21 protein-coding genes are annotated in these 22,776 nt (G+C 62.1%); 12 read left to right on the top strand and 9 right to left on the bottom strand.

All coding sequences use genetic code 11. The features are described 5' to 3' along the window. Nucleotides 1-11: 11 nt before the first annotated feature. The 4 genes from D0Y96_RS17250 to D0Y96_RS17235 all read right to left on the bottom strand — a co-directional run bounded on the left by D0Y96_RS17250 (nt 12) and on the right by D0Y96_RS17235 (nt 3,838). On the bottom strand, nt 12-1,790 hold the full coding sequence (locus D0Y96_RS17250; RefSeq protein ID WP_158562458.1) for a VWA domain-containing protein: 1,779 nt from the start codon (nt 1,788-1,790) through the stop codon (nt 12-14). 191 nt (nt 1,791-1,981) lie between these two features. After that, nucleotides 1,982-2,365 (bottom strand): DoxX family membrane protein, encoded by a 384-nt coding sequence (locus D0Y96_RS17245; RefSeq protein ID WP_117302387.1) that lies wholly within the window; start codon nt 2,363-2,365, stop codon nt 1,982-1,984. A gap of 89 nt (nt 2,366-2,454) precedes the next feature. Beyond that, entirely contained in the window at nt 2,455-3,402 is a 948-nt protein-coding gene (locus tag D0Y96_RS17240; protein ID WP_199480430.1) for an SRPBCC domain-containing protein, read from the bottom strand. After that, the gene (locus tag D0Y96_RS17235; protein ID WP_117302384.1) at nt 3,362-3,838 is read right to left on the bottom strand and encodes an ArsR/SmtB family transcription factor; all 477 of its coding nucleotides are present in this window, start codon (nt 3,836-3,838) and stop codon (nt 3,362-3,364) included. Before D0Y96_RS17235 ends, D0Y96_RS17240 begins: the two co-directional genes overlap by 41 nt. Nucleotides 3,839-4,353: 515 nt before the next feature. On the opposite strand from D0Y96_RS17235, the gene D0Y96_RS17230 reads away from it, so the two are divergent. Next, on the top strand, nt 4,354-6,822 hold the full coding sequence (locus tag D0Y96_RS17230; protein WP_147325112.1) for a TonB-dependent siderophore receptor: 2,469 nt from the start codon (nt 4,354-4,356) through the stop codon (nt 6,820-6,822). Between the two features lie 200 nt (nt 6,823-7,022). After that, entirely contained in the window at nt 7,023-7,703 is a 681-nt protein-coding gene (locus D0Y96_RS17225) for a Fe2+-dependent dioxygenase (RefSeq protein ID WP_117302380.1), read from the top strand. 209 nt (nt 7,704-7,912) lie between these two features. Here D0Y96_RS17225 and D0Y96_RS17220 read toward each other — a convergent pair whose 3' ends face one another. After that, entirely contained in the window at nt 7,913-8,869 is a 957-nt protein-coding gene (locus D0Y96_RS17220; RefSeq protein ID WP_117302719.1) for a UDP-glucuronic acid decarboxylase family protein, read from the bottom strand. Between the two features lie 209 nt (nt 8,870-9,078). Here D0Y96_RS17220 and D0Y96_RS17215 point away from each other — a divergent pair, with 209 nt between their 5' ends. Beyond that, nucleotides 9,079-9,921, top strand: coding sequence for a glycosyltransferase family 2 protein (locus D0Y96_RS17215; protein WP_117302378.1), 843 nt, complete (start codon nt 9,079-9,081; stop codon nt 9,919-9,921). Next, nucleotides 9,918-11,081, top strand: coding sequence for a tRNA epoxyqueuosine(34) reductase QueG (gene queG / locus D0Y96_RS17210; RefSeq protein WP_117302376.1), 1,164 nt, complete (start codon nt 9,918-9,920; stop codon nt 11,079-11,081). Before D0Y96_RS17215 ends, queG begins: the two co-directional genes overlap by 4 nt. A 70-nt stretch (nt 11,082-11,151) precedes the next feature. On the opposite strand, the gene D0Y96_RS17205 is transcribed toward queG, so the two are convergent. Beyond that, nucleotides 11,152-11,358: a cold-shock protein gene (locus D0Y96_RS17205; protein ID WP_117302374.1), complete on the bottom strand. Its 207-nt coding sequence runs from the start codon at nt 11,356-11,358 to the stop codon at nt 11,152-11,154. Nucleotides 11,359-11,809: 451 nt separating this feature from the next. On the opposite strand from D0Y96_RS17205, the gene D0Y96_RS17200 reads away from it, so the two are divergent. The 4 genes from D0Y96_RS17200 to D0Y96_RS17185 all read left to right on the top strand — a co-directional run bounded on the left by D0Y96_RS17200 (nt 11,810) and on the right by D0Y96_RS17185 (nt 15,751). Beyond that, entirely contained in the window at nt 11,810-12,745 is a 936-nt protein-coding gene (locus tag D0Y96_RS17200) for a YihY/virulence factor BrkB family protein (RefSeq protein WP_117302372.1), read from the top strand. Nucleotides 12,746-12,874: 129 nt separating this feature from the next. Beyond that, nucleotides 12,875-14,977 (top strand): PP2C family protein-serine/threonine phosphatase, encoded by a 2,103-nt coding sequence (locus tag D0Y96_RS17195; protein WP_158562457.1) that lies wholly within the window; start codon nt 12,875-12,877, stop codon nt 14,975-14,977. Nucleotides 14,978-15,021: 44 nt separating this feature from the next. After that, nucleotides 15,022-15,300, top strand: coding sequence for a DUF2191 domain-containing protein (locus D0Y96_RS17190; protein ID WP_117302367.1), 279 nt, complete (start codon nt 15,022-15,024; stop codon nt 15,298-15,300). 16 nt (nt 15,301-15,316) lie between these two features. Beyond that, nucleotides 15,317-15,751: a type II toxin-antitoxin system VapC family toxin gene (locus tag D0Y96_RS17185; protein ID WP_117302365.1), complete on the top strand. Its 435-nt coding sequence runs from the start codon at nt 15,317-15,319 to the stop codon at nt 15,749-15,751. Between the two features lie 36 nt (nt 15,752-15,787). Here D0Y96_RS17185 and D0Y96_RS17180 read toward each other — a convergent pair whose 3' ends face one another. Further along, nucleotides 15,788-16,972 carry a YncE family protein gene (locus D0Y96_RS17180; protein ID WP_350449108.1) on the bottom strand — a complete coding sequence of 395 codons (1,185 nt, stop codon included), beginning with the start codon at nt 16,970-16,972 and terminating at the stop codon, nt 15,788-15,790. Between the two features lie 52 nt (nt 16,973-17,024). After that, complete coding sequence (aroF, locus tag D0Y96_RS17175) at nt 17,025-18,095, bottom strand: 3-deoxy-7-phosphoheptulonate synthase (protein ID WP_117302361.1); 1,071 nt, start codon at nt 18,093-18,095, stop codon at nt 17,025-17,027. An 812-nt stretch (nt 18,096-18,907) separates the two neighbouring features. Between aroF and ychF the strand changes: the two genes are divergently transcribed. Together ychF and D0Y96_RS17165 are read left to right on the top strand one after the other, a co-directional pair. Further along, nucleotides 18,908-19,993, top strand: a complete 1,086-nt coding sequence (gene ychF, locus D0Y96_RS17170) for a redox-regulated ATPase YchF (RefSeq protein ID WP_117302359.1) — start codon at nt 18,908-18,910, stop codon at nt 19,991-19,993. Then, on the top strand, nt 19,993-20,712 hold the full coding sequence (locus D0Y96_RS17165; RefSeq protein WP_117302356.1) for a ZIP family metal transporter: 720 nt from the start codon (nt 19,993-19,995) through the stop codon (nt 20,710-20,712). The genes ychF and D0Y96_RS17165 overlap by 1 nt, the downstream gene beginning before the upstream one ends. Here D0Y96_RS17165 and D0Y96_RS17160 read toward each other — a convergent pair. Continuing rightward, entirely contained in the window at nt 20,709-21,752 is a 1,044-nt protein-coding gene (locus D0Y96_RS17160; protein ID WP_199480420.1) for a DNA-methyltransferase, read from the bottom strand. The two genes, D0Y96_RS17165 and D0Y96_RS17160, sit on opposite strands and share 4 nt — an antisense overlap. Before the next feature lie 43 nt (nt 21,753-21,795). Between D0Y96_RS17160 and D0Y96_RS20815 the strand changes: the two genes are divergently transcribed. Both D0Y96_RS20815 and D0Y96_RS17150 read left to right on the top strand, forming a co-directional pair. After that, a complete protein-coding gene (locus tag D0Y96_RS20815) occupies nt 21,796-22,029 on the top strand; it encodes a helix-turn-helix domain-containing protein (protein WP_147325111.1) in 234 nt (77 codons plus the stop codon). Further along, the gene (locus D0Y96_RS17150; protein WP_147325110.1) at nt 21,992-22,774 is read left to right on the top strand and encodes a hypothetical protein; all 783 of its coding nucleotides are present in this window, start codon (nt 21,992-21,994) and stop codon (nt 22,772-22,774) included. The genes D0Y96_RS20815 and D0Y96_RS17150 overlap by 38 nt, the downstream gene beginning before the upstream one ends. Nucleotides 22,775-22,776 lie beyond the last annotated feature (2 nt).

The following is a 22,776-nucleotide window of genomic DNA, read 5'->3' as shown; positions in this document are numbered from 1 at the left end:
ATGGTTATCGTTCATCGCGCCGCCTCGGCTGTAATCGAGGACGCAGGCACCTCGAGCACGCCCACCCGGTCGCCGATCCGGTCGTGAATGCCGACGCGCAGCGAATACTCGCCTTTGGCCGGAACCGCGATCTGCTGCTGGTAGCGCATACCCTCCTTCAGAAACTGCTGCACCGCCTCCGGTTTGGCGAAGACATTCACCGCATTCGACTGCCCGGTCATGAGCCGTCCGTCGCGGTCGTACACCAGAGCGACAAAATCGAGCGCCACCCGCCGCGCGCCGTCCGGTCCCTCCGGCATCGTGATATCGCCGGGGTTGGCGGCATAGGCGATGGTCACCAGACGCCACGGCGGCTTCGCCCCAGGCAGCACGGTATTTCCCGCTGCCGGTTGATCGCTCAGCGCCGGACTGGCCGCCAGGATCGCCTTGAACAGAATCTCACCCGGAGCCGGCGCGCCCCACTGCATGGCGGCGCGCATGGCATCGAAGTGCCCGGCATTGCCGGGTGCGGGCGAATGCTGCAGCGAGCGCTCCGCATCCCGCTGCGCATCGGCGGTATCGGCGTAATAGCCGTTGCGGTAAGTGAGCGTGTAGTGGCCGGAGGCGACGCGCACCGCGATTTTGCGATAGCTGCCGTCTTCCTTTTTATCGGCCGGGCTGTAGACCAGCGTGTAGTAGCTCGATCCGTTCTGCAGAATGCTGCCGATCGCCTGAGGAATGCCGTTGCCGTCGAGGTATGCCTTCCCTCCGGTCGCCGCGGCCATCTGCCGCATCGTCGTGTGAGCGTCGATGGTCTGCGTGGCGAACTGATCGAGATCGTTGTCGACCGCGACGCCTCCGTTGATGGCATATTTTCCCGCCGAGGGATCGGAGATCGGAGTATTGGCGAGCCCCGCCGCATCCACCGGATAGACGGCCACCTGGGCGCGGGCCAGCAGATTCATCGTCTCGCGAAAGCTGCTCTGCAGCGGACCGGTGTGGGTAAGATCGTTCAGCGGAAGCGAGCCCGAGAGCCAGATCAGATTTTTGCGTCCTGGCATCCCGGAAAGATAATGCGCCATCTGGTTCAGCGCGCCCAGCGTGTACATAACGCGAAGCTGATCCTGGCGATTTGTCTGCCGGGCGTCTATCTCGCGCGCTCCGGCAATGGCCTGCGAGCTGGCGGAGGGCGACACAGGCATCTGGGCCAGATCGTCGGCCAGGCCGCTCATCGAGCCGATCGGGTCGGCCAGGATGGGCGACGGCGTAGCCGCGTTCATGCCGCTCATCGCAGCCCGCAGCAGCAGCGGATCGGTGGTAAATCCCTGCACCAGGCTGAGGCGGGTGGTGAGACGAAAGATGGCCAGGCGAGAGCCCGGCCGCATGCCCGCGAAAAAGCTCAGGAGCTGCTGCCGTACATGGGCCTGCCTGTCCGCGGGCGTATTCAGGGTGTCGACCAGCAGAACGTTGAGCGGCGCATCCTCCGGCACGGGCGTGAAGTTCGTGTACACATGGGGCGGAAGCGGCGGTATCGCCGCCGGCTGGCCGGGCGCGGCCTCGGCCGGCGCGGCATGCTCGTCGAAGTTACGGATCGTCTGCTGCCTGCCGTTTTCAAGAACGGAAAAATCCGCCTGCTTCAGGCCGTGGACGGGCACACCGTGCCCATCGGAGACGGAGACATCCACCACCACAATCTGTGTGCCGGTGCGGATCGTCGGAATCGCCGGGCTCTGCGCGAAGGCCGCTGCGGACGCCGCGAACAGGACAGAAGGCAGAGCGAGACAAAGCAGTAATCCGGAGCGCCGCTGCATAGTTCTCCCAGTGTCGCGAAGGAAAGTATCCGTGAAGGAAAGTATCTGCGAAGGGAAGTATAGAGAATGCGCCGTCTCTCCGTCGCCTGTTTCTGTCTTCATTTCCGCCGGACGTATAGTGCCGATGCTGTAATGCCGGCACAGACGCGCCGCGGCGGAGAAAGGACCGGATGCCTGCGTTTATTTTCGGACTACGGGGTTTTCTGCACGAAGAGGCAGGCAAAATACTGCCGGTAATGAATGGCCAGAATCAGCCAGAGCGCGGACGTCACCAGAGCGACGGAGATGCCCGGGCGATACAGCAGCAGATGAAAGCTCAGAATATTCACCACAATAGGGGCCAGCAGCGCTATGCCGAGCGGCACATAGCGGTTCACCAGCAGAAGCGCGCCGCCGGCAATCTGGAAGGCCGAAACCACCATCGCGTAATGCGACTGCATGAAGGCATGCAGAAAGTCGCTGACCATGCCGCCGGGCATCGGCGGAGACGGAATGAAATTCAGAAAGCCGTTCAGGCCGAAGATCAGAAAGATCAGGCCAACCAGAATGCGTGCAATGAGCGCGGCAATTTTCATGCAGGTCCCTTTCAGCAGATGAGAATGCCCGAAGAGCGAGGCAGACCGGAGGGTTCTCCGTCCGCCTCGCCCGCCAGCTTACCGCAGGATCAGGCGCGCTGCGCAGAAAGATGCGCGTCCAGGCGTCCCAGGCTCTGGCTCCAGCCGGCCGCCATGCCCTTCAGATACTGCGGAGCCTCCGCCGTTCTGCTGAGCACGCGCGCCCTGAGGGTCAGCTCCGTTTTGCCGCCCGCATCGGCCAGCGTCACGGTGTGGAGCACCTCGAAGATCGGTCTGCCCTCGGCGTCGAGCGGAGCCGTGGTGAAGACGATGCGCTCGTGCGGCACCAGCTCGCGGTACAGCCCGGTCATCGGATAGACCATGCCGTCCGGCCCCCGCATCGTAATCTGCATAGCGCCGTTGGGCCTGGCATCGACCTCGCAGCGCGGATTGCTGAAGCCATCCGGCCCCCACCACTGCGCCATGTGCTTCGGCTCGGTCCACGCCTCGAAGACCAGCTCGCGCGGCGCGTCGAAGGTGCGGGTCAGCACCAGATCGTACTCGTGCGGCGCCATCGTCTCCAGCTCCTGCGCCAGGCGGGAGAGTGTCTGGTTGCCGCCCTCGATCGCGTTGTACTCCCGCACCACGTGCGCGCGGACGGCCGCATCCGGAAAGACCATGCGCATGGTCAGCCGCGTCGCGCCCTGCTCTGCGTCCTCGAAGGTCACCGTCGTCACGTGCGACACCGGTTCGCCTTCATCGCCGGGGTGGGTGAAGACAATGCGCTCCGGGTCGACAATCTCGTCGAAGACGATCTTGTTCACATAGTCGCGGCCATCCGGGCCATGCATGATGAAGCGCCACACGCCGCCGGGGCGGATATCGATCTCGTGAACGGTATTCGTAAAGCCTCTCGGCCCCCACCAGCGAAGCAGATGCTCCGGTTTGGTCCAGGCGCTGAAGACAAGTTTGCGCGGAGCGTCAAAGACGCGCGTAAGAACGATCTCGCGATCCATGCTAAGACTGGCGGCGGGGTTGGCTGCGCTGACTGCGGGCATGCTTCTTCTCCTTTTGGGGCCGGACGTCTCCGGCCGGGGGCTGTTCCCGCTCCGGGCCCGCACTCTGCGGCCCGGAGGCAGGGGATTCACTGTGTTTCTGCCCGAGGCCCATTTCCTTCTGCAGCTCGAACAGGTAATCGTCAAGGCGGTCGAGGCGCTCGCTCCAGTGGCGGCGATAGCTCTCGACCCAGTCGGCCACCTCGCGGAGCGGGGCAGCCTCAAGCCGCCGCGGCCTCCACTGCGCCTCGCGGCTGCGGGAGATGAGCCCGGCCCGCTCCAGAACGCGCAGATGCTTCGATACCGCAGGCATGCTCATCCGGAAGGGCTCGGCCAGCTCGGTGACGGAGGCCTCGCCCAGCGCCAGACGCGCCAGAATGGCGCGGCGGGTGGGATCGGCCAGTGCGGCAAAGGTGGTGCTGAGGGGATCGGTTTCCATCGTTAAAAACCATCTGGTTAAATAACCAATGAGTTAAATAAAACTCCATATCTCACTCCTTGTCAAGACAAAATCAAAGTTTTCCTGATCGGCGCTCTCCCGGCAGAGAAGAAAGACAGCCAGGCACTCCAGGCGCAGAAAAAGCGCAATTTTTTTGTAATGAGCGAGAAAAGCTGCGCAGGCAGTTGAATGAGGACTAAACTTGTCGTATATTCAGTTTGAAAGATGACAGCCGGTTCATATTCGGCATCACCGTGATTCGGTTACAGCGAAATTGCAGGCAGGTCCCCGCGAAGACTCCTGGCAGAGATAAGCGCGAGGACCCGATGACCACGGCCTGACGGCAGCGGGCTTCCTTCACTATAGGGCCGCGCCTCAGTGCTTTCAACCCATGGTTTGAGCCGGGGCGGCTGGCTGTGCGCCTCCGTCCGGCTCCGTAAGCGCAGTACGGGGAGAGGGACGTGAGCAGAAAGTCTGAGAAGCGCGCAGTACAGAAGAAGACACGCAGAAACAGATTGAGCGGGCACAGAGCCTGGCTGGCGATGGGCACCATCGCGGCCTGGACGGCCGTCGGTGGCGGCAAAGCGGTGCTGGCCCAGACCGCTCCGCAGAGCGGCAAAAGCGGAGGCAGCCAGGCGCAGCTTCCGGTGCGGCGCTTCGACATTGCGGCAGGACCGCTCGATCAGGCGCTGAAGCAGTTCGGCAACGAGTGCGGCGTGACCGTCTCCTATACCCTCCCCCAGGAGACGGTCCCCGGCTTCCGCTCGCAGGGCGTCACCGGCCTTTACACCGAGCAGCAGGCGCTGAAGCAGCTTCTCTCCGGCACCGGTCTCGACTTCTCCATCGACAACTCCGGCTCCGTCACCATCGGCCTGCGCAGCACGCAGTCCGTGCAGGTGAACGCGGTTGCCGGAGACAGCATCGCCCTCAGCAAGTTCACCGGCCCGCTGCTCGATACGCCGCAGGCGGTCAATACCATCTCCAAAGACATTCTGGCCGACCAGGGCGTCAGCACCTTCCGCGACGCGCTGCGCAACTCGCCCGGCATCAGCCTCGCCGCCGGCGAGGGCGCGCTGCAGGGCGACAACCTCACCATCCGCGGCTTCTCCGCGCAGGACGACATCTTCCTCGACGGCGTGCGCGACTTCGGCAGCTACTATCGCGATCCCTTCAACTACGAGCAGATCGACGTGCTCGAAGGGCCGGCCGGCGTCGAGTTCGGACGCGGTTCGACCGGCGGCGTCATCAATCAGGAGAGCAAGGTCGCGCAGCTTCGGCCCTTCATGGTCTTCGACGCGGGGCTGGGCACCGATCTCACCCGCCGCTTTACCGGAGATATCAACGAGCCGCTGCCGCACATCGCCGACGGCGCAGCCTTCCGTCTGAATTTCATGGGCAACGACTCGAATGTGGCGCAGCGCGACGTGACCACCAACCGTCGCTACGGCGTCGCGCCCACCTTTGCTGTCGGTCTCAACACGCCGACGCGGCTGATCGCCAGCGCCCTGCATCAGCAGGAAGACGATATCCCCGACTACGGCATTCCCTGGTACTTCGGACATGTCGCTCCCGTTGCGCGCCAAAACTATTACGGCTTTAAGCACGACAACTATCTGCGCACCAACGTCGACATCGGCACCATTCGCCTTGAGCACGACGTGGATGGCCACGGCCTGCTGCGCAACGTCGCCCGCTATGCCCACTACGAGCGCAAATGGCAGATCACCGAGCCGCAGGTAAACAACGCGAGCTCCGGAACCATCACGCCGCAGACGCCGCTCGATCAGGTGATGGTCAACCGCAATCAGCTTCAGGGCATCAGCGATGAAGCCGAGCTCTGGGACCAGGCCGACTTCACGTATACCGGCAAGCTGCTCGGTATTCGCCAGACCGCGGTCATCGGCGCCGAGGGCGGACGCGAAAGCTCCGATCCCACGCGCGGGCGCTACGTCAATCCGGTCACCATGCTGAACACCGTGCCGGCGGCCAGCCTGCTTCATCCCGACGAGGATCAGTCCTTTTCCGGAACGCTCTACCCCAACACGCAGAACCACACCGCGGCCTTCAGCGCCGCAACCTATCTGCTCGACACCTTCGACTTCGGCCCGCAGTGGCAGCTCAGCGGCGGCATCCGCCTCGACCACTTCGACGCCAACGTGGATACCATCACCTGGGTCTATCCGAAGACCGGCGCGCCGGTCGGCGCTCCCTCGTATAACAATTTTGAGCAGGATCTGAACAAGGGCACCTGGCGCGCGGCGCTGGTCTACAAGCCGAAGCCGAACGGCAGCGTCTACTTCGATTACGGCACCTCCTTCGATCCCTCCGCCGAGTCGCTCTCGCTCACCGCCGCGACCTTTGCCGTGCCTCCGGAACAGAACGAAACCTACGAGCTGGGCAGCAAGTGGGACGTGAACAACGGCAAGGTCACCGTGCGCGGCGCGCTCTTCCGCACCAACCGCCAGAACGTACTCGAGCCCAGTCCGACCGACTCGTCCATCGACGTGCTTGCCGGCAGCCAGCGCGTGGATGGAGCCGAGGGCGTGATCCAGGGCCACGTCACCGACCGCTGGGAGCTGCTGACCAGCTACACCTTCCTGCACAGCGAGACGCTGAACTCGCCGGTCACGCTCAAGAACTATCCCGCGGCCATCGGTCTGCCATTGCAGAACGTGCCGGAAAATATGTTCAATCTGTGGACCGAGTACCGTCTGCCGCGCGGATTCGAGGTCGGCGCGGGCGGCAACTTCGTGGGCAAACGCGACGCCAACAGCACCACGCTGACTTCGCTCTCTTCGCTTGAAACGGCGCCGCAGTACTGGACCTTCAATGCGATGGCGAAGTACGACATCAACGACCGCATCGCGCTGCAGGCCAACGTCAACAACCTGACCGACCGCTTCTATCTTGATCAGCTGCACCCGGCCCACGTGGTTCCCGGCGCGGGAGCCTCGGCCGACTTCGGCCTGAAATTCAAATTCTAGGAACTGCGCGTCCGGCGATACGCGCTTCGCGCAGTCAGACAAATGTGTTTCAGGTCGCTTGAATCGGTAGAAGCCCCGGGCTTTAGCCCGGTGAATACCACGGGAGAAGAATCGGGGCTTTTAGCCCCGGGCCTTTCTCCAGTCAGCATATAAAACACTCCACGGACAACGCTTCGCATAGCCGTGTTTAAGGAACAACGATGCTCTTAACGATCCCTGATGTATTGACGCGCGAGCAGATCACCGCCGCGCGCCAGAAGCTCGAATCTGCCGAATGGGTGGATGGCCGCGTCACCGCCGGACATCAGTCCGCGATGGCCAAGAACAACGCTCAGATCCCCGAGGGCCATCCCGTCGCGGTGGAGCTGGGCGAGCAGATTCTGCAGGTGCTCGGCCAGAACCCTCTCTTCGTCTCCGCCGCGCTGCCGATGAAGGTCTTCCCGCCGCTCTTCAACCGCTACAGCGGCGGCCAGTCCTTCGGCACCCATGTGGACAACGCCATCCGCCATCTCAAGGGCACTTCGCATCGCGTGCGCAGCGATCTCTCGGCAACGCTCTTCTTCTGCGAGCCGGACGAATACGAAGGCGGCGAGCTGGTCATCGAGGACACTTACGGCATCCACTCCGCAAAGCTGCCCGCCGGCCACATGGTGCTCTACCCCTCGTCGAGCCTGCACCATGTCCGTCCCGTCACGCGCGGAGCCCGCACCTGCTCCTTCTTCTGGATACAGAGCATGGTGCGCGCCGACAGCTCGCGCACGCTGCTCTTCGATCTCGACTCCGTCATTCAGCGGATCAGCGCCGAGACCCCGGGCTCGCCGAACGCCGTGAAGCTGACGGGCATTTATCACAACCTGCTGCGTCACTGGGCGGAAGTGTAAAGGCGGCATGCGGGCAAGACGGCTGCTCTCCTGGATGCATCTGATCACCGGCTGCGCCGTGGGCATGCTTCACCGGGTTTCTGCTGGCGGGCAGAAGGTTTCTCAACAGCCGCCGCATCCGCGCCTGAAAGAGCGTGTATGCAGATCAGGCCTCGTGAGGTATCGACGAGGCCTGAAAGTGAAGAGCTAAACGGTTTTCAGAGGAAGGACTACGCCATCTTCAGGTCGGCGGTCTCTTCGGTGAGGCAGCTCCGGAAGTATTCGAGGCTGAGCCGCAGACCGGTTTCGAGATCGACCTTCGGCTCCCATCCAAAGAGAGTCTTCGCCTTCGTGATGTCCGGCTGGCGCTGCATCGGATCGTCCTCCGGCAGCGGATGGTAGACGATGCGGCTCGCCGAGCCGGTCACCTTCAGCACCGCCTTCGCGCATTCCAGGATCGTCCACTCATGCGGGTTGCCCACATTCACCGGCAGATGCTCATCCGTGCCCGAGAGGCCGAGGATGCCCGCAACCTCATCGGAGACATAGCAAAAGCTGCGCGTCTGTCCGCCGTCGCCGTAGACGGTCAGATCTTCGCCGCGCAGCGCCTGCATGACGAAGTTCGAGATCACGCGGCCGTCGTTCTTCTGTAACCGTGGCCCGTACGTATTGAAGATGCGCACCAGGTGCGTGTCCACGCCGTAGTAGCGGTAGTAGGCCATGATCAGCGCCTCGGAGAAGCGCTTGGCCTCGTCGTATACCGAGCGCGGCCCGATCGGGTTGACGTGGCCCCAGTAGTCTTCCGTCTGCGGATGCACATCGGGATCGCCATAGCACTCCGAGGTGGAGGCGTGCAGAAACTTCGCGCCGTACTTCTTCGCCACTTCAAGCGCGTTCTTCGTGCCGTCGGAGCCGACTGCGAGAGTCTCCGGCCCGAGCCGCGAGTAATCGACGGGGCTGGCCGGCGAGGCAAAGTTGAAGACGTAGCCGACACGGCCGAAATCAAAGGGCGTGCAGATATCGTGCTCGGCAAACTCGAAGCGCGATTCGTGCTTCAGATGGCTCAGATTGGCCAGCGAGCCGGTGCAGAGATTGTCGACGCCGAGGACGGAGTGTCCCTCCGCGAGCAGGGCGTCGGTAAGATGAGATCCGAGGAAACCGGCTGCTCCGGTAACGAGAATGCGCATCATCTGGATATGTCTCAATCGCTCCGAAAGAGGCTTTACAGATCGCGGCAGTGAATGCCGCATCCCGCGAAAGAAGGCTCTGCCGCGGAGGGAGTGCGGTGATTACCTTGATACTAGAGGATTGAGTGAAGGAAGGCAACGGCGCAGAGGCCGCGCGCATGTGCCGTTGTTCATCAGAATGCGCAAAGGGCTGTATTACCATCGGAGCAGTGAAACCCACCGTCATCATTCTCACGTTTAACTGTGCCGATACGCTGCCGGCAACGCTGGCGCAGGCGCGCAGAGTGTCCGGCGAAATCCACTGCGTGGATTCCTTCAGCACCGACGGCACGCTGAAGATCGCCGAAGCGGCCGGAGCGAAGATCCATCAGCATGCCTTTGAGAATTACGGCGCGCAGCGAAACTGGGCCATTGATTCGCTGCCCATTGCCGGCGCTTGGCAGCTTCATCTCGATGCCGATGAATGGATGAACGATGAGCTGGTGGAGGCGATTCTCGCCCTGCCCGACGATCCGCCGCAGAGCGGCTTCTTCCTGGCGCGCTATCTGCGCTTCCTCGGCCGCGTGCTGCGCCACGGATCGCTGTCGCCCACCTGGCACATGCGGCTCTTCCGCACCGGCGTGGGGCGCTGCGAAGACCGCAAATACGATCAGCACTTCTACGTGAAGCAGGGGACGACGGCGCAGCTCGGCGGCTCTATGGTCGACGACATTCAGATGTCGCTCTCCGACTGGACCGCGCGGCACAACCGCTGGTCCGACGGCGAGGTGGCCGAGACCCTCAGCAGCAAGACCGTGAACGAAGTGCGCGTCGAAGGCAATCTCTCCGGCAATCCGGTGGAGAAGAAGCGCTACTGGCGCGAAAAATACGGCGACCTGCCGCTCTTCGTGCGCCCCTTCGCGCTCTTCTTCTATCAGTACTTCTTCCGTCTCGGCATCCTCGACGGCATGGAAGGATTCATCTTCTGGGTGCTGCAGTCCTTCTGGTTCCGCTTCCTCATCGACGCCAAGCTGTACGAGGCGAAGCAGCGGGAGGCAGCGCTGCCGTCATGACCGCCGACCGGGCAGCCGCAGCTTTATCGCAGCCCGCCGGTGTGTCCGCTTCCATCCCTCGCTCCTGGCACTCTTTTCTCGGTGATCTCGCCCGCGAGGCCGGCTTCGTGCTCGCCGGCATCGCCGCTGCTCCCGAGCCCGGCTCTTCGGAAGACCTCCAAGAGCGCCGCCGTTACGAGGAGTGGATCGACGCGGGCAGCGCCGGAGAAATGGAGTACCTGAAGCGGCGCGACGAAACCGGCCGTCTGGTGCGCTCCTCCGTGCGTGTGGTCTTTCCCTGGGTCCGGTCGGTGATCGTCTGCGCGGCGAATTACAACTCCGGGCAGCCGCATTCGATCGACAATCCGCCGCCGGGAGCGGGCTGGATCGCCCGCTACGCGCAGACCGGGTCGGACGGCAGGCCCGCTGACTATCACAAGGTTCTGCTGAAGCGTCTGGAAGCGCTGCGCACTCTGCTCGAGCGCGAGGCCGGACCCTTCGAGTCGCGCTGTTATATCGACACCGGGCCGCTCGTCGAGCGCGTCTACGCCCGCTACGCCGGCATCGGCTGGACCGGAAAGAATACCTGCACGCTGCACGAAAAGCTGGGCTCGTGGCTCTTCCTCGGCGTCATCCTCACCTCGCTCGACGTGCCGCAGCAGCATCTGTCGATCCCGGCCGCGGATCGCTGCGGAAGCTGCACGCGCTGCATCGACGCCTGTCCCACCCAGGCCCTGACTGCGCCGCGCCAGATGGACGCCAGCCGCTGCATCGCCTATCTGACCATCGAAAAGCGCGGAGAGATTCCCGAAGAGCTGCGCTCCGGCATCGGGCGGCAGGTCTTCGGCTGCGATATCTGTCAGGATGTCTGTCCCTGGAACCGCCGGGCTCCGGTGAGCGCCGATCCGGAGTTCACCCCGCGCGAGGCGCTGGTGAATCCCGCCCTCGACTGGCTGGCAGAGATGGATGAGGCCGGCTTCGGCCGCTGGTTTTACGGCTCACCGGTCAAGCGCGCAAAATTCGCCGGCTTCCGGCGCAATATCGCGATCGCGATGGGGAACAGCGGAAGCAGGCAGTATCTTCCGGTGCTGCGCGGCTGGCTTGAGGACGGCGACCCGGTTCTGGCCGATGCGGCCCGCTGGGCCATCCACACACTCGATACGACCGAAGCCGGTTCCTGACGAATGCGGCGCAGAGAGAGACGGCCTCCCGCTCAGGGGAGGCCGCTCAGAAGCGATGTTCCTGCAGGGATCAGGCGCTGCGCTCTACATTGGCCGCGTTCAGGCCCTTGGGGCCCTGCTGGCACTCAAATTCGACTGATTCACCCTCGTTCAGTGTCTTGTATCCGGCGTCCTGGATCGCGGAGAAGTGTACGAAAACATCCTCCCCGGTCGAACGCTGGATAAACCCATAACCCTTGGCTCCATTGAACCACTTCACAACGCCACGTTCCTTCACGGCAGACTCCTTTGTTCAGACAACCCCGGTTGGCCTTCAAAAGCACCCTGAAGACACCAAAAGCCGCCTCGCCAGCCGCGCCGCGGCCGCTTTGGCAGCTCATGTGAACCCAGGTCACCTCTGAAGACAAAAAACCAAAACATCAAAAACGGCCTTCCACATCTTTGCTGTGTCCTTTTGGTACACAGCAGTGCTCAAGTTATGCCCGGAAAATTTAGTCAAAGCAAGTAAAAAATAGCGGACAAAGGCAAATTTTCCTGTTAGTTACCGAAGTACAGTGTCCCTGAGAGTTCAGAGTTTGCATGGAATTCCATGGAATTCATGAATTCGCCGCAACGGGCATATCTGAAATTCCCGTTTCATTTAGCGCCTCCCCCCGGGCAAGCCGCAGAGGGCAACATCCGGCGCCCTGGCCGGATGCCGTAGCATAAGAGCTGGAGTCCCCGTTTTCATGTCCATCGCAGAGCCCGCCCCGAAAAAGGGGCCCGTCCTGCTTCATCCCCGGCCCCCGGCGCTCCCGGCCGGCGAGTGGCCGCTGGTGGTCTCGCTTGCCCGGTATCTCAGCCAGAGCGAGGTGCACACCTACGCCTTCAGCGTGGCGGCAAACGCCATCCTCTCCCTCTTTCCCTTCATCGTGATGATGTTCACGGTGGCGCAGCGCATCTTTCACTCCACCGCCATGACCGACGTGATCGGCGACATGCTGCGCTATTTTCTGCCCTCGAATCAGGATTTCGTCGTCCGCAACATGAGCCTGCTGGTCCATCCCAGGGGCGGGGTCGAAGTCACCTCGGTGGTCATGCTGCTCATCTCGTCGTCGGGCGTCTTTCTTCCTTTGGAGGTCGCGCTCAACCGCGTCTGGGGTGTGGACCGGCACCGCTCCTACCTGATGAACCAGCTCATCTCGCTCGGTCTGGCGCTGGCCGTCGGCATTCTGGCGCTGTTTTCGATCGCGCTTACCGCCGCGCAGACGCGTGTGCTCTCCATCCTCTTCTTCGGACACACGCAGAATATGGTCTTCGGCTTCTTCGAGCATGTATTTCTGCGCATCTCCGCGGCCTTTCTGAGCGTTTCGCTCTTCTTCGTCATTTACTGGATACTGCCCAACCGCCGTCTGCCGGTGCGCGCCGTTGTGCCCGCCGCCATCACCGTCGGTCTGCTGTGGGAGATCGCCAAAATCGTCTACGTCGCCGTGCTGCCGTGGCTCGATCTGCGCTCGGTCTACGGCCCCTTCGCCGTCTCGGTCGGGCTGATGATCTGGGCCTTCCTGACCGGGCTGCTGATGCTGGCCGGAGCGCACTACTCCGCCACACGGTATACGCTGCGCCTGGCGCACCAGGCGGATATCGAGACGGCGGCGGAAAAGCCGGAGGCAAAGAAGGAATAACCCCGGGTACGCCGCCGCGCCGTTTTCGGTGGCCCGGCAGAATCGCGTAAACTCATCCAAAAGATGGGATGGGTCAGGGATTTCGAAGTCAGGGTCTTTCGGGTAGTGCGGCGCGAGCCTCCGCGGGGCATGATTCACCGCTCGGCCTTCTGGCTGCTCCTCTCTTATATCGCTCTGCGTCTGCTCGCGATGATCCCCGGCGTGGCCGGCGAGACCTTTCGCGGCCTCAGCATCGTCGCCCTGGTCCTTCTGATCGTCTTCTGCGTGCCGCTGATATGGCGGTTCGTCTTCGGGCGTCTCCTGTGGAAGGTGCGCAACCGCCTGATCGTGACCTATGTGCTGATGGGGTTGACGCCGGTGGTGCTGTTTGTGACCATGGCGCTGATCTCGCTCTACATCTTCTCCGGCCAGTTCGCCATCTTTGCCGCGACCGCCGAGGTGAACGACGAGCTGGCGCACCTCAGCTCCGACAACCACGACTATGTGCTGCATCTGGCGCATGTCTTCGCCGCCGAGCCGCACCTGCACGCCGTCACGCTGCCCGAGGCGGCCCAGGCCGTCGATGAAAATCCGGGCTTTGAGATCGCCGCCTTTCAGGACGGTCAGCCCGTCACCCTCGATCCGGCCGCGGTGAACGCGCACGACATGCGCGCGGTGCCGGACTGGGTCAGCAGCGGCTTTCGCAATGTGGTGCTCGACAATGGCCGGCTCTATCTGCGCGCGGTGAACTCGCAGACCGTCAACGGCCACACCACCACGGTCATCAGCAGCCTTCCGCTGGCGAAGGAGAATGTCAGCCGCATCGCGCAGGGGCTGGGCCAGGTCGCCATCATCCCCGGTGTGGATTTCGATGAGGAAGACCAGCCGGAGCCGCGCCGCAACGGCAAAATCCGCCTGGAGATGAACCCCGTCGGCAAGGGTGAAAACGGCGTGACCGTCAACGGCCGCGAGCTGGAGTCGGCGGTCAGAAGAACGGCCATCGTCGGCGGCACGCTTCCGCCCCGGGAGCATTTTTACGACATTCCGGTTACGTTTTACGCTCCGCTGATGACCGAGGACTGGGTGACGGGCAAGCAGCACCAGACCTATACCCACGTCAGCTCGCGCCCCTCTCTGCTGTATCTGCGGCTCTTCAACACCTCGCTGCGCGTCGCGGTCTTCGTGCGCGAGGCGCTGATCGCCATCGCCGTCGTCTTCGGCCTGCTGGAGCTGCTGGCCTTTCTGGCCGCGATGCGGCTGAACCGCACCATCACCCGCTCCATTCACGACCTGTATCACGGCACGCTCTCGATCGACAGCGGCGATTTCGGCTACCGCATTCAGGTCAAGCGCAACGACCAGCTGGCCGCGCTCAGCCAGTCGTTCAACAGCATGGCCATCTCCCTCGAACGGCTTCTCGAGGAGCAGCGCGAGAAGGAGCGCATGCAGAATGAGCTCGCCATCGCGCAGGAGGTGCAGGCGAATCTCTTTCCCCGCGGCCACATTGCCCTGCCCATGCTCGAGCTGCACGGCATCTGTGTCCCGGCGCGCACCGTCAGCGGTGATTACTACGACTTCCTGCTCTTCGGCGAAAGCGGGCTGGGCCTCGCCCTCGGCGACATCAGCGGCAAGGGCATCTCGGCGGCGCTGCTGATGGCCACGCTGCACTCGGCGGTGCGCGCCTACCGCTTCGCCGGCGAAGAGCTGATTCTCGACGGCACCGCAGCCATGGCCATTCCATCGCAGCAGCAGCAGGGCGAGGAAGAGCTCGAATGCGGCGAGTTCTTCGAGGAGCCGGCAAAGATTCTCGGCCTGCTCAACCGGCATCTCTACCGCAGCACCCAGCCGGAAAAGTACGCCACGCTCTTTCTGGGGCACTACGACGGACTGCGGCGGCGGCTGATCTACTCGACCGGCGGCCAGCTTCCGCCCCTTCTGCTGCGCGCCGACGACAGCGTGACGCGCCTCGACAGCGGCGGCACCGTGGTGGGGCTGATTGACAACGTGAGCTACGAGCAGGGAACCGTGCAGCTCGCCACCGGCGACATTCTGGTGGCCTACAGCGACGGCGTGACCGAGCCGGAGAACGACTTCGGCGAGTTCGGCGAGGAGCGGCTGATGGAGGTCATCCGCCAGCACCGGCACATGCCGCTCGAGACCATCTCCGAGCAGGTGATGCAGTCGCTGCGCAGCTGGATCGGCGACCAGGAGCAGCCCGACGATATCACCCTGGTGCTGGCGCGGCAGCGGTAGACCAGCGCTTGACATCACGATGTTTCGTAGCGCAGCATCATGATGTGCGTACGACTTTATCCATCGATGATGACGTGGCCGCTCTGCTCCATCGGGAGATCCGGAAGTCCGGTCTGACTCTGAAGGGCGCGGTGAATCACTTTCTTCGTCTGGGCCTGGTGGCGGCGAAGCAGCCCTCGGGAAAGCCGTTCGTGGTGCGGCCTCGTGCCCTCGGTCTGCCGGCGGGGCTCAGCTACGACAATGTCGGAGAGCTGCTGGAGAAGACAGAGAGCCTCGGCAAAGAGCCCGGACAAAAATCCGGACGCAGCATACGGATCAGGTAAAGAGAGCAGCCGAACCGTGATCGTCCTCGACGCCAATCTGCTGCTGTATGCCTACGACGCAGCCTCGCCGCATCATGCCGCCGCGCGCGCATGGCTGGAAAAAACCTTCTCCGGTGAAGACCCTGTCGGTCTGCCGTGGCAGACCATCGGCGCCTTTCTGCGCATTGTGACCAATACCCGGCTGCCGGGAAACCGGTGGACGCCGGAGGAGGCCATTGCCATCGTGGACGAATGGCTTCAGCAGCCGAACGTCCGTGTGCTCGCAGCCGGAGACAGTCACTGGAGTTTGCTGCGTCTTGCTGTCACGGAAGGGCAGGCGCACGGCGCCCTCATCACCGATGCGCAGCTTGCGGCCCTCGCCGTGGAGTACGGCGGCACTTTGTACACCACAGACCGCGATTTTGCGCGATTTCCCGGACTGCGCTGGACCAATCCTCTGAGCCGGGCCTGAATCTCTCTTCCGGCCGCATCGGTCCGCCGGCTCGCTTTACTGCACGCGAAATGCCTTCACCGCGATGTCGTTCGGATGCCGTCCCACCGGCAGCATGGTAAAGAGCGAGCCCTGATGAATGGTTCCATCGGGCGCGTAGCTGATGGTGCGGATCACCGAGACGTCGCCCGAGCGGGTATCGACGGCGAGCAGCACGAAGCCGTTGCTGGCCAGCGCCAGATGATCCGGACCATCGCCGACATTGATGGTGTTCACCAGCTGGCCGTCGTCGATCGAGTAGGCGCCGACCGTGTTGGCGCTGAAATTGCTGATCCAGAGCGTCGAATTGTCTGCGCTCACCACGCCGCCGGAGGGGCGCGTGGCCACGTTATACGCTCCGCCCACCTCGTTCGCTCCCGTGGCAATCTCGGAGATGGTGTCGCTGCCGAAATTCGAGACGAAGATCTCGCCGCCGTCGGGCTTGAGCGCCAGATGCACCGGCGTCTGCCCCACATCAAGAAAATCCAGCAGACGATCCCGGTGCTCGCTCTCGTAGGGACTCGCCGGCCGGGCCAGGCCGATGACCATCACCTGATGCCCGCCCGAGCAGGCGACGAAGGTCTTCGACGAGTCGGGCAGAATCACGGCGTCGGTGGCCTGCGGGCAGCCGGTGAAGACGCTGCGCACCCGGAACGCATGCGGATCGACGATGGAGACGCTGCCGCTGGCGCGATTGGTGACCACCAGGCTGTCGCCGTCCGGTGAGATGCGGGCCAGCCCCGGAGCCTCGCCCACGCCGATCGTGGCGATGACGCGCCGCGCCGCCAGATCGATCACGGAGACATTGTTCGATCCCGCATTGGCCACGTAGCCGCGCTCGCCCTTTGCATCCACATCGATGAAATACGGCTGGCGATGCACCGGAATCGTCGCCGCGAGGCGGTTGTTCTCCGCATCGATGACACTGACGGTGCCGCTGCCGGAGTTGACCGCATAAATCTCGTTGCGCGTGGGGCTGGCCGTAATGCCCGTTGGGCTGGAGCCGACCGCGATCACGCGATCCTGGCGCATATTCACCAGATCGAGCACGCTGACCGTATCGCTGCCGCCGTTGGTGATGTAGGCGAACTCGCGAAAATTGGCCGGATATTTGGGGAAATGCTGGCGTCTGCACCCGGCCAGCAGCAGCGGCAGCAGAAGGCACAGGGCAGAGACAGCCCGCACTCCTGCAGGCAGCTTCACGAACGGCGCTCGGCCGGGCTGCGCACCCGGCTTCGAGGGCGTATGCACCGGATCAGCGAGCAGGGCCGGAGGCTCCGGCCGCTTCAGTGGTATGGATGCCGCGCGGCACGCTGCGCCGCAGCACGGCGGCAATCTGCGAGCACTCATCCATCAGCTGTGCGAACTGTTCGGGGTAGATCGACTGTGCGCCATCCGAGAGCGCCTTGTCCGGCTGGTTGTGTACCTCGACGATCAGTCCGTCGGCGCCCACCGCGACTGCGGCGCGAGCCAGAGGCAGCACCTTGTTGCGCTTGCCGGTGCCGTGGCTGGGGTCGACCAGGATGGGCAGATGGCTCAGGCGCTGCACCGCGGGCACAATGCTCAGGTCAAGGGTGTTGCGGGTGTGGTCGGTAAAGGTGCGAATGCCGCGCTCGCAGAGAATGACCTCGTAGTTGCCCTCGCTCATGATGTATTCGGCGGCCATCAGAAACTCTTCCAGCGTGGCCGACATGCCGCGCTTCAGCAGCACCGGCTTGCGTTTGCGCCCCGCGGCCCGCAGCAGCGAGAAGTTCTGCATGTTGCGCGCGCCGATCTGAATCACATCGGCATATTCGGCGACCAGCTCCAGCGCCTCGTGATCGATGGCTTCCGTTACGATGCGAAGTCCAAAGCGCTCGCGAATCTCCGACATGATCCGCAGCGCCTCTTCGCCCAGCCCCTGAAAGGCGTAGGGTGAGGTGCGCGGCTTGTACGCTCCGCCGCGGAAGAACTGTGCCCCTGCGCGCGCCACCTCTTCGGCGACGGCAAAGGCCTGCTCCCGTGTCTCAATCGAGCAGGGCCCGGCAATGACCGCAAGGTTGTGCCCGCCGATCGTCGCATCCGTGCCGGCAAAGCGGATGATCGTATCCTCTTCCTTCACATCGCGGCTGACCAGCTTGTAAGGCTTCGAAACAGGAATCACCTCGGCCACGCCCGAGAGCTCTTCGAGATTGCCGCGGTCGATCTCGCCCTGGTTGCCGGTGATGCCGATGGCGGTGCGCTGCGCGCCGGGCAGCGGATGCGCCCGGAAACCGAGTTGCTCAATTTGAGCGCAGACGGCCCGAATCTCTTCCGGAGTCGCCTGCGCCTTCATGACGACGAGCATGGTGGGAACCTCTTGCCGCTGCCTTCACCCGGTGCAGGTCACCAGGCGCCGGCTAAAGCGGTAAACACCCAGTGTAATAAGGGAGCCGCGGCCAGGCAATGCGAAGCACTCTTTGCCGGAAGCGGCCTGAGAGCAGGCCCCAAAAAACAAAGGCTGCGAGAACAGGTCGCAGCCTCTGTGGTTGGCAGATGGATGGGAAACGGGTTGGGAAGTTCCGGAATCTTCCGTCCAGCGGAATCGTCCGCCTGACACTGTCTATCCTGCCCTGGCTCTGCAGCGCGTGAAATCCCACCTCGGCTTCACCGGTTCACACAGAGGTGGGATGTCCGGCGGAAACTCTCTTCGAAATTTTCTGATGAGCCGCAACTTCGCCTGGAGGCCGGTGTTTCGATGAGAGTGAGAAGTCCCTGGCGGGCTTCTCTTGTTACACAGCAACCCCTCCTCGGACAACGAGGCCGCTGCAGCTATCGGCCTCGTTGCTTTTTTTTGCGCGGCACGGCATCGCATTCTCATTTCGCTTCAGTCGATGCGCGTGGCCGTCAGCTCCGCCTGTCCGCCTCCGGCTTCCGTCGGTGTCCTTTCGAAGCAGCAGCCATCGCGATTGTCCTGTGAGCCTCTTCCTGCTGCAGCAACGCTGCATGCCCCTGTCTGCGCCCGTTCAGCAGTCCTGGTTCGACCGCAAAGGCGGCAGCGGAAAGAGAAGTGTTCGGAAAATTCACAGGCTGGGAAGCAGCCGCCATTCACATTCGGTCCGCGATCCGCTGCTATGATGGTGAATTGGCGTAACGCCCAAATTTCATCACAGGATACGCATGAAAACCGGCATCATCGGCCTGCCCCAGGTCGGCAAGACATCTCTGTTCCGCATTCTCACGAAGGCGAAGGTGGAAGATCGCGGGTACTCGAACCCGCGCGAGGCACACATCGGCGTGGCAAAGGTTCCCGATGAGCGGCTCGACAAACTCGCCGCGCTCTACGACCCGAAGCGCACCCTCTACGCCACCGTCGAGTACGCCGACGTGGCCGCCATCGGGCAGGAGGCGCTCAAAGAGACGGCCTTTCTCGCCAATCTGCGCAACGTCGACGCGCTGATCCACGTGCTGCGCGCCTTTGAGGACGATGCGATCCCGCATGTGGGCGAGATCGATCCGCTGCGCGACGTGAAGAATGTCGAGTTCGATCTGATCATCTCCGACCTCACCCAGGTTGAGAAGCGTCTCGAGCGCCTCGAAAAAGATCTGAAGAAGATGCGCACCGCCGACCTTGAAAAGGAAGATGCTCTGCTGAAGCGCTGCAAGGCATCGCTCGAAGCGGAAAAGCCGCTGCGCGAGCTGGAGATGTCGGCCGAGGAGAAGAAGCTGATCCGCGGCTTCATGTTCCTGTCGCAGAAGCCCGTGCTCTATGCGCTGAATATCTCCGAGAGCACCACGCTCGGCGACGACCTCGAAGCGGCGGTGGCAAAGTACAAGCTCACCGAAGCGGCGGCGCGTCTCAATGCGGGAGCCACCGCCTTCTGCGGCAAAGTGGAGGCCGAGCTGGCCGAGATGGAAGACGCCGAGGCCGCGGAGTTCCTCTCTTCTTATGGACTGAACGAGAGCGGTCTGGTGCGTCTCATCCGCAAAAGCTACGAGCTGCTGGGCCTCATCAGCTTCTTTACCGTGGGCGAGGACGAGTGCCGCGCCTGGACCGTTCCCGCCAGCTCGCGCGCGCAGGAGGCAGCCGGCGCCATCCACTCCGACCTTGAAAAGCACTTCATCCGTGCCGAAACCATCCACTGGGATACGCTGCTCGCGGCCGGATCGGAGGCCGTCGCGCGCTCGCAGGGCACTCTGCGCCTCGAAGGCAAAGACTATCTGGTGCAGGACGGCGACGTCATGCACATCCGGCACAGCGGCTGATGCTTCTCACCGTCATTCTCGGGGCTATCGCAGGGTCCGCCGATATCTTCGGCGGCCTGCTCATGGTCCGCCGCAACTGGGAGAAGCGTTACCTGCGCTACTTCATCGCGCTGGGCGCGGGCTTCATGATGGCCGTGGCGCTGCTCGACATGCTGCCTGAAAGCATGGCCTTCTCGCCGCGCTGGACGCCGCTGCTGGTGCTCGCCGGCTACTGTTCCATCCATCTGCTCGAGCACACCATCACGCCGCACTTCCACTTCGGCGAAGAGACGCACCATCACGAGTTCGCCCACGCCCACACCGGCTACTCGGTGCTCTTCGGCCTCGCCGTGCACTCCGTCTTCGACGGCGTGGCCATCGGCTCCGGCTTTGTGCTGTCGACCTGGCTGGGCTGGCTGATCTTCATCGCCATCTTTCTGCATAAGATTCCCGAAGGCTTCACCGCGGCTTCGGTGATGGTCGCCTCAGGCAGAACGCGCCGCACCGCCGTGATATCGGCCATCGTGCTGGCTGCGGCCACCGTCGCCGGAGCGCTGGTGATCAGCCTGCTGCCCACCTGGGTGCATGGCGGACTGCCGCTGGCCGCAGGCGTGGCGCTCTATGTGGCGGCAACCGATCTGCTGCCCGAGGTGAACCGCGAGCCGGGCATCCGCATGGCGCTGGTCTTCTTCGCCGGCGTGGGAATCTTTCTGGTGCTCAGGCTTCTGGCGCCGGTTTAGAACAGAGAGGGATGTTGCATCGACTCTTCAAAGCGGAAGATTCCGGCTTTAAGATAGTCCTCCACAGCTTCTCCGGCAATCCAACGGCGGTCCAGTTTTTCGGCCACCGCACCTGCCGTAAGCGAGCCTGCAAATGGATCAACGACCAAGTCGCCAGCATCAGTCAATAACTTGATGAAAAATTTGGGTAAGAGAGCAGGGAAGCGAGCCGGGTGAATCTTGATTCCTTCTTCTTTGCAGCGCTTCGTGTAAAAATCATTGGCAGCATTGTTTCCCATCTTCATCATGTTCTCGGCGACGTCGAACTCTGCCTCCGCGACATTAGGTGGGATAGAGCCTCCGGCATGAATTTTGTCGAATGAATTCCGAATCACGTGCCCGGAGGGTCTCACAGCTCCGCGTACACCATTTCGATTTAAGCGAAGCATGTCCTCGCTGTACTCCTTGAGAACATTAAGATTCGAGGCTTTGGGATGGGGGGATTTTGAGAACCACCAAACATATTCAACGGAGTCACGGACGCGGACGCGGCGCACTGTTACCCATTCAGCAGGAACCGGCATCTTTGCAGGGTTGTACCAGAAGCATTCCTGAGCAAGATGGAAGCCGATCTCTTCAACCAGCGCAATGAGCAGTTTAAAGTGGTAAATAGAACGTGTGGGCATGCCCTGGTTGTAGCTGCCGCCAATATTCAGGACAAAACTTCCATCGTCGGCCAGGACGCGCTGAATCTCTTTTGCAAAGGGTAGGAACCATTCAATATAGCGATCCTTGCGTTCGTTGCCGTATGCTTTTCTGAAGTGCAGTGCATAAGGCGGTGAAGTTACAACAAGGTTGACGCTCCCAGCTGGAAGTGTCTGGAGCATCTCAAGAGAATCGCCCCAGAAGGCGGCTCCGAGTCGGGATGTAAAGTATGCGTTCTTCCCGACTAAATGGGCCGGATGATCCGAAGGAAGATCGTCGGGGAAGTTTTTTTTAGCTGATAGCAGGGTCTCTTGGCTGTCGACGGCTTGAGGTTTAGGCGACATGCTTATTGTCATAGTACGACCTCGCTATGTAGAAAGATAGCCGAATAGGTTTACGTTGTCAACCAATTTTAAGAATGGAAGCGAATGGGTTTCACAAGCGGAAGCTGCGCGGATGCGCGGGGTTTCGCGGCAGGCCATCTCCCGACTTATTAAGAAAGGACGGCTCCAGGTACTCAGGATTGGCGGCAAAGTTTTGCTGAGCCGCGCCGAAATTGAGAATTTTGTCCCTGAGCAGCCAGGGCGACCCACAAATGAGCGAATCGCTCGAAACAATCAGAAAGCTCATTGATAAGTGTTCCACAGACCAACGCAAATCCCTGAAGCTTTATTTGAGAAACCTTCTTCCTCATCCTCTTGAACGTGAGTGGGGCATAGACGCGGATACTATTTTGAGCGCAATCAGCAGGTCTTCCGACCTTACCAGGCGAGGTGTGCGCGGCATCATTGCGGAAGCGGTTTTTGTGAATGATGTGATTCCAGGCATTGTGGAATCGGGATGGCAGCACATCAAAATCGAAGGAGATCATCCTTACGATGTGCTGCTACGGAAAGGCGCACTATCGGTGCGTATTCAGATAAAGCTACAACGCCTGGAAAAGGGCGTACCGAAGCTCTACTATCCCAGACATTACAAAGTGGGTTCGCTCCATGTGGTAGAGGTTCAGAAAACCCGCACTGGAGAAAGAGCGACCACGACAACTCTTCCAGGAACAGACACGAAGATTGTGACTACTGAGCCTGTCACAGTAAAGACCAGACCCTACAGCTTCGGTGATTTCGATATTCTGGCCGTCAACATGCACCCATCTTCGGGTGACTGGAAGAATTTTCGGTATACTCTGTCTTCTTGGTTATTACCCAGAAGAGATCCTGATCCTGCACTGATCGAGATATTTCAACCAGTTTCCGTTCTCCCCGACGAAGTCTGGACGGATAATCTTGCCGTGTGTCTTAAATGGTTTGAGGCTGGAAAGAAGAACAGAATTCTTGCGGAAGTACTCCACCAAAAGAAGGCGAAGAAGGACTTTTTGTAGCC

Source organism: Paracidobacterium acidisoli (assembly GCF_003428625.2).
Classification (GTDB): domain Bacteria; phylum Acidobacteriota; class Terriglobia; order Terriglobales; family Acidobacteriaceae; genus Paracidobacterium; species Paracidobacterium acidisoli.
This window is presented reverse-complemented; position numbering and strand designations above follow the sequence as displayed.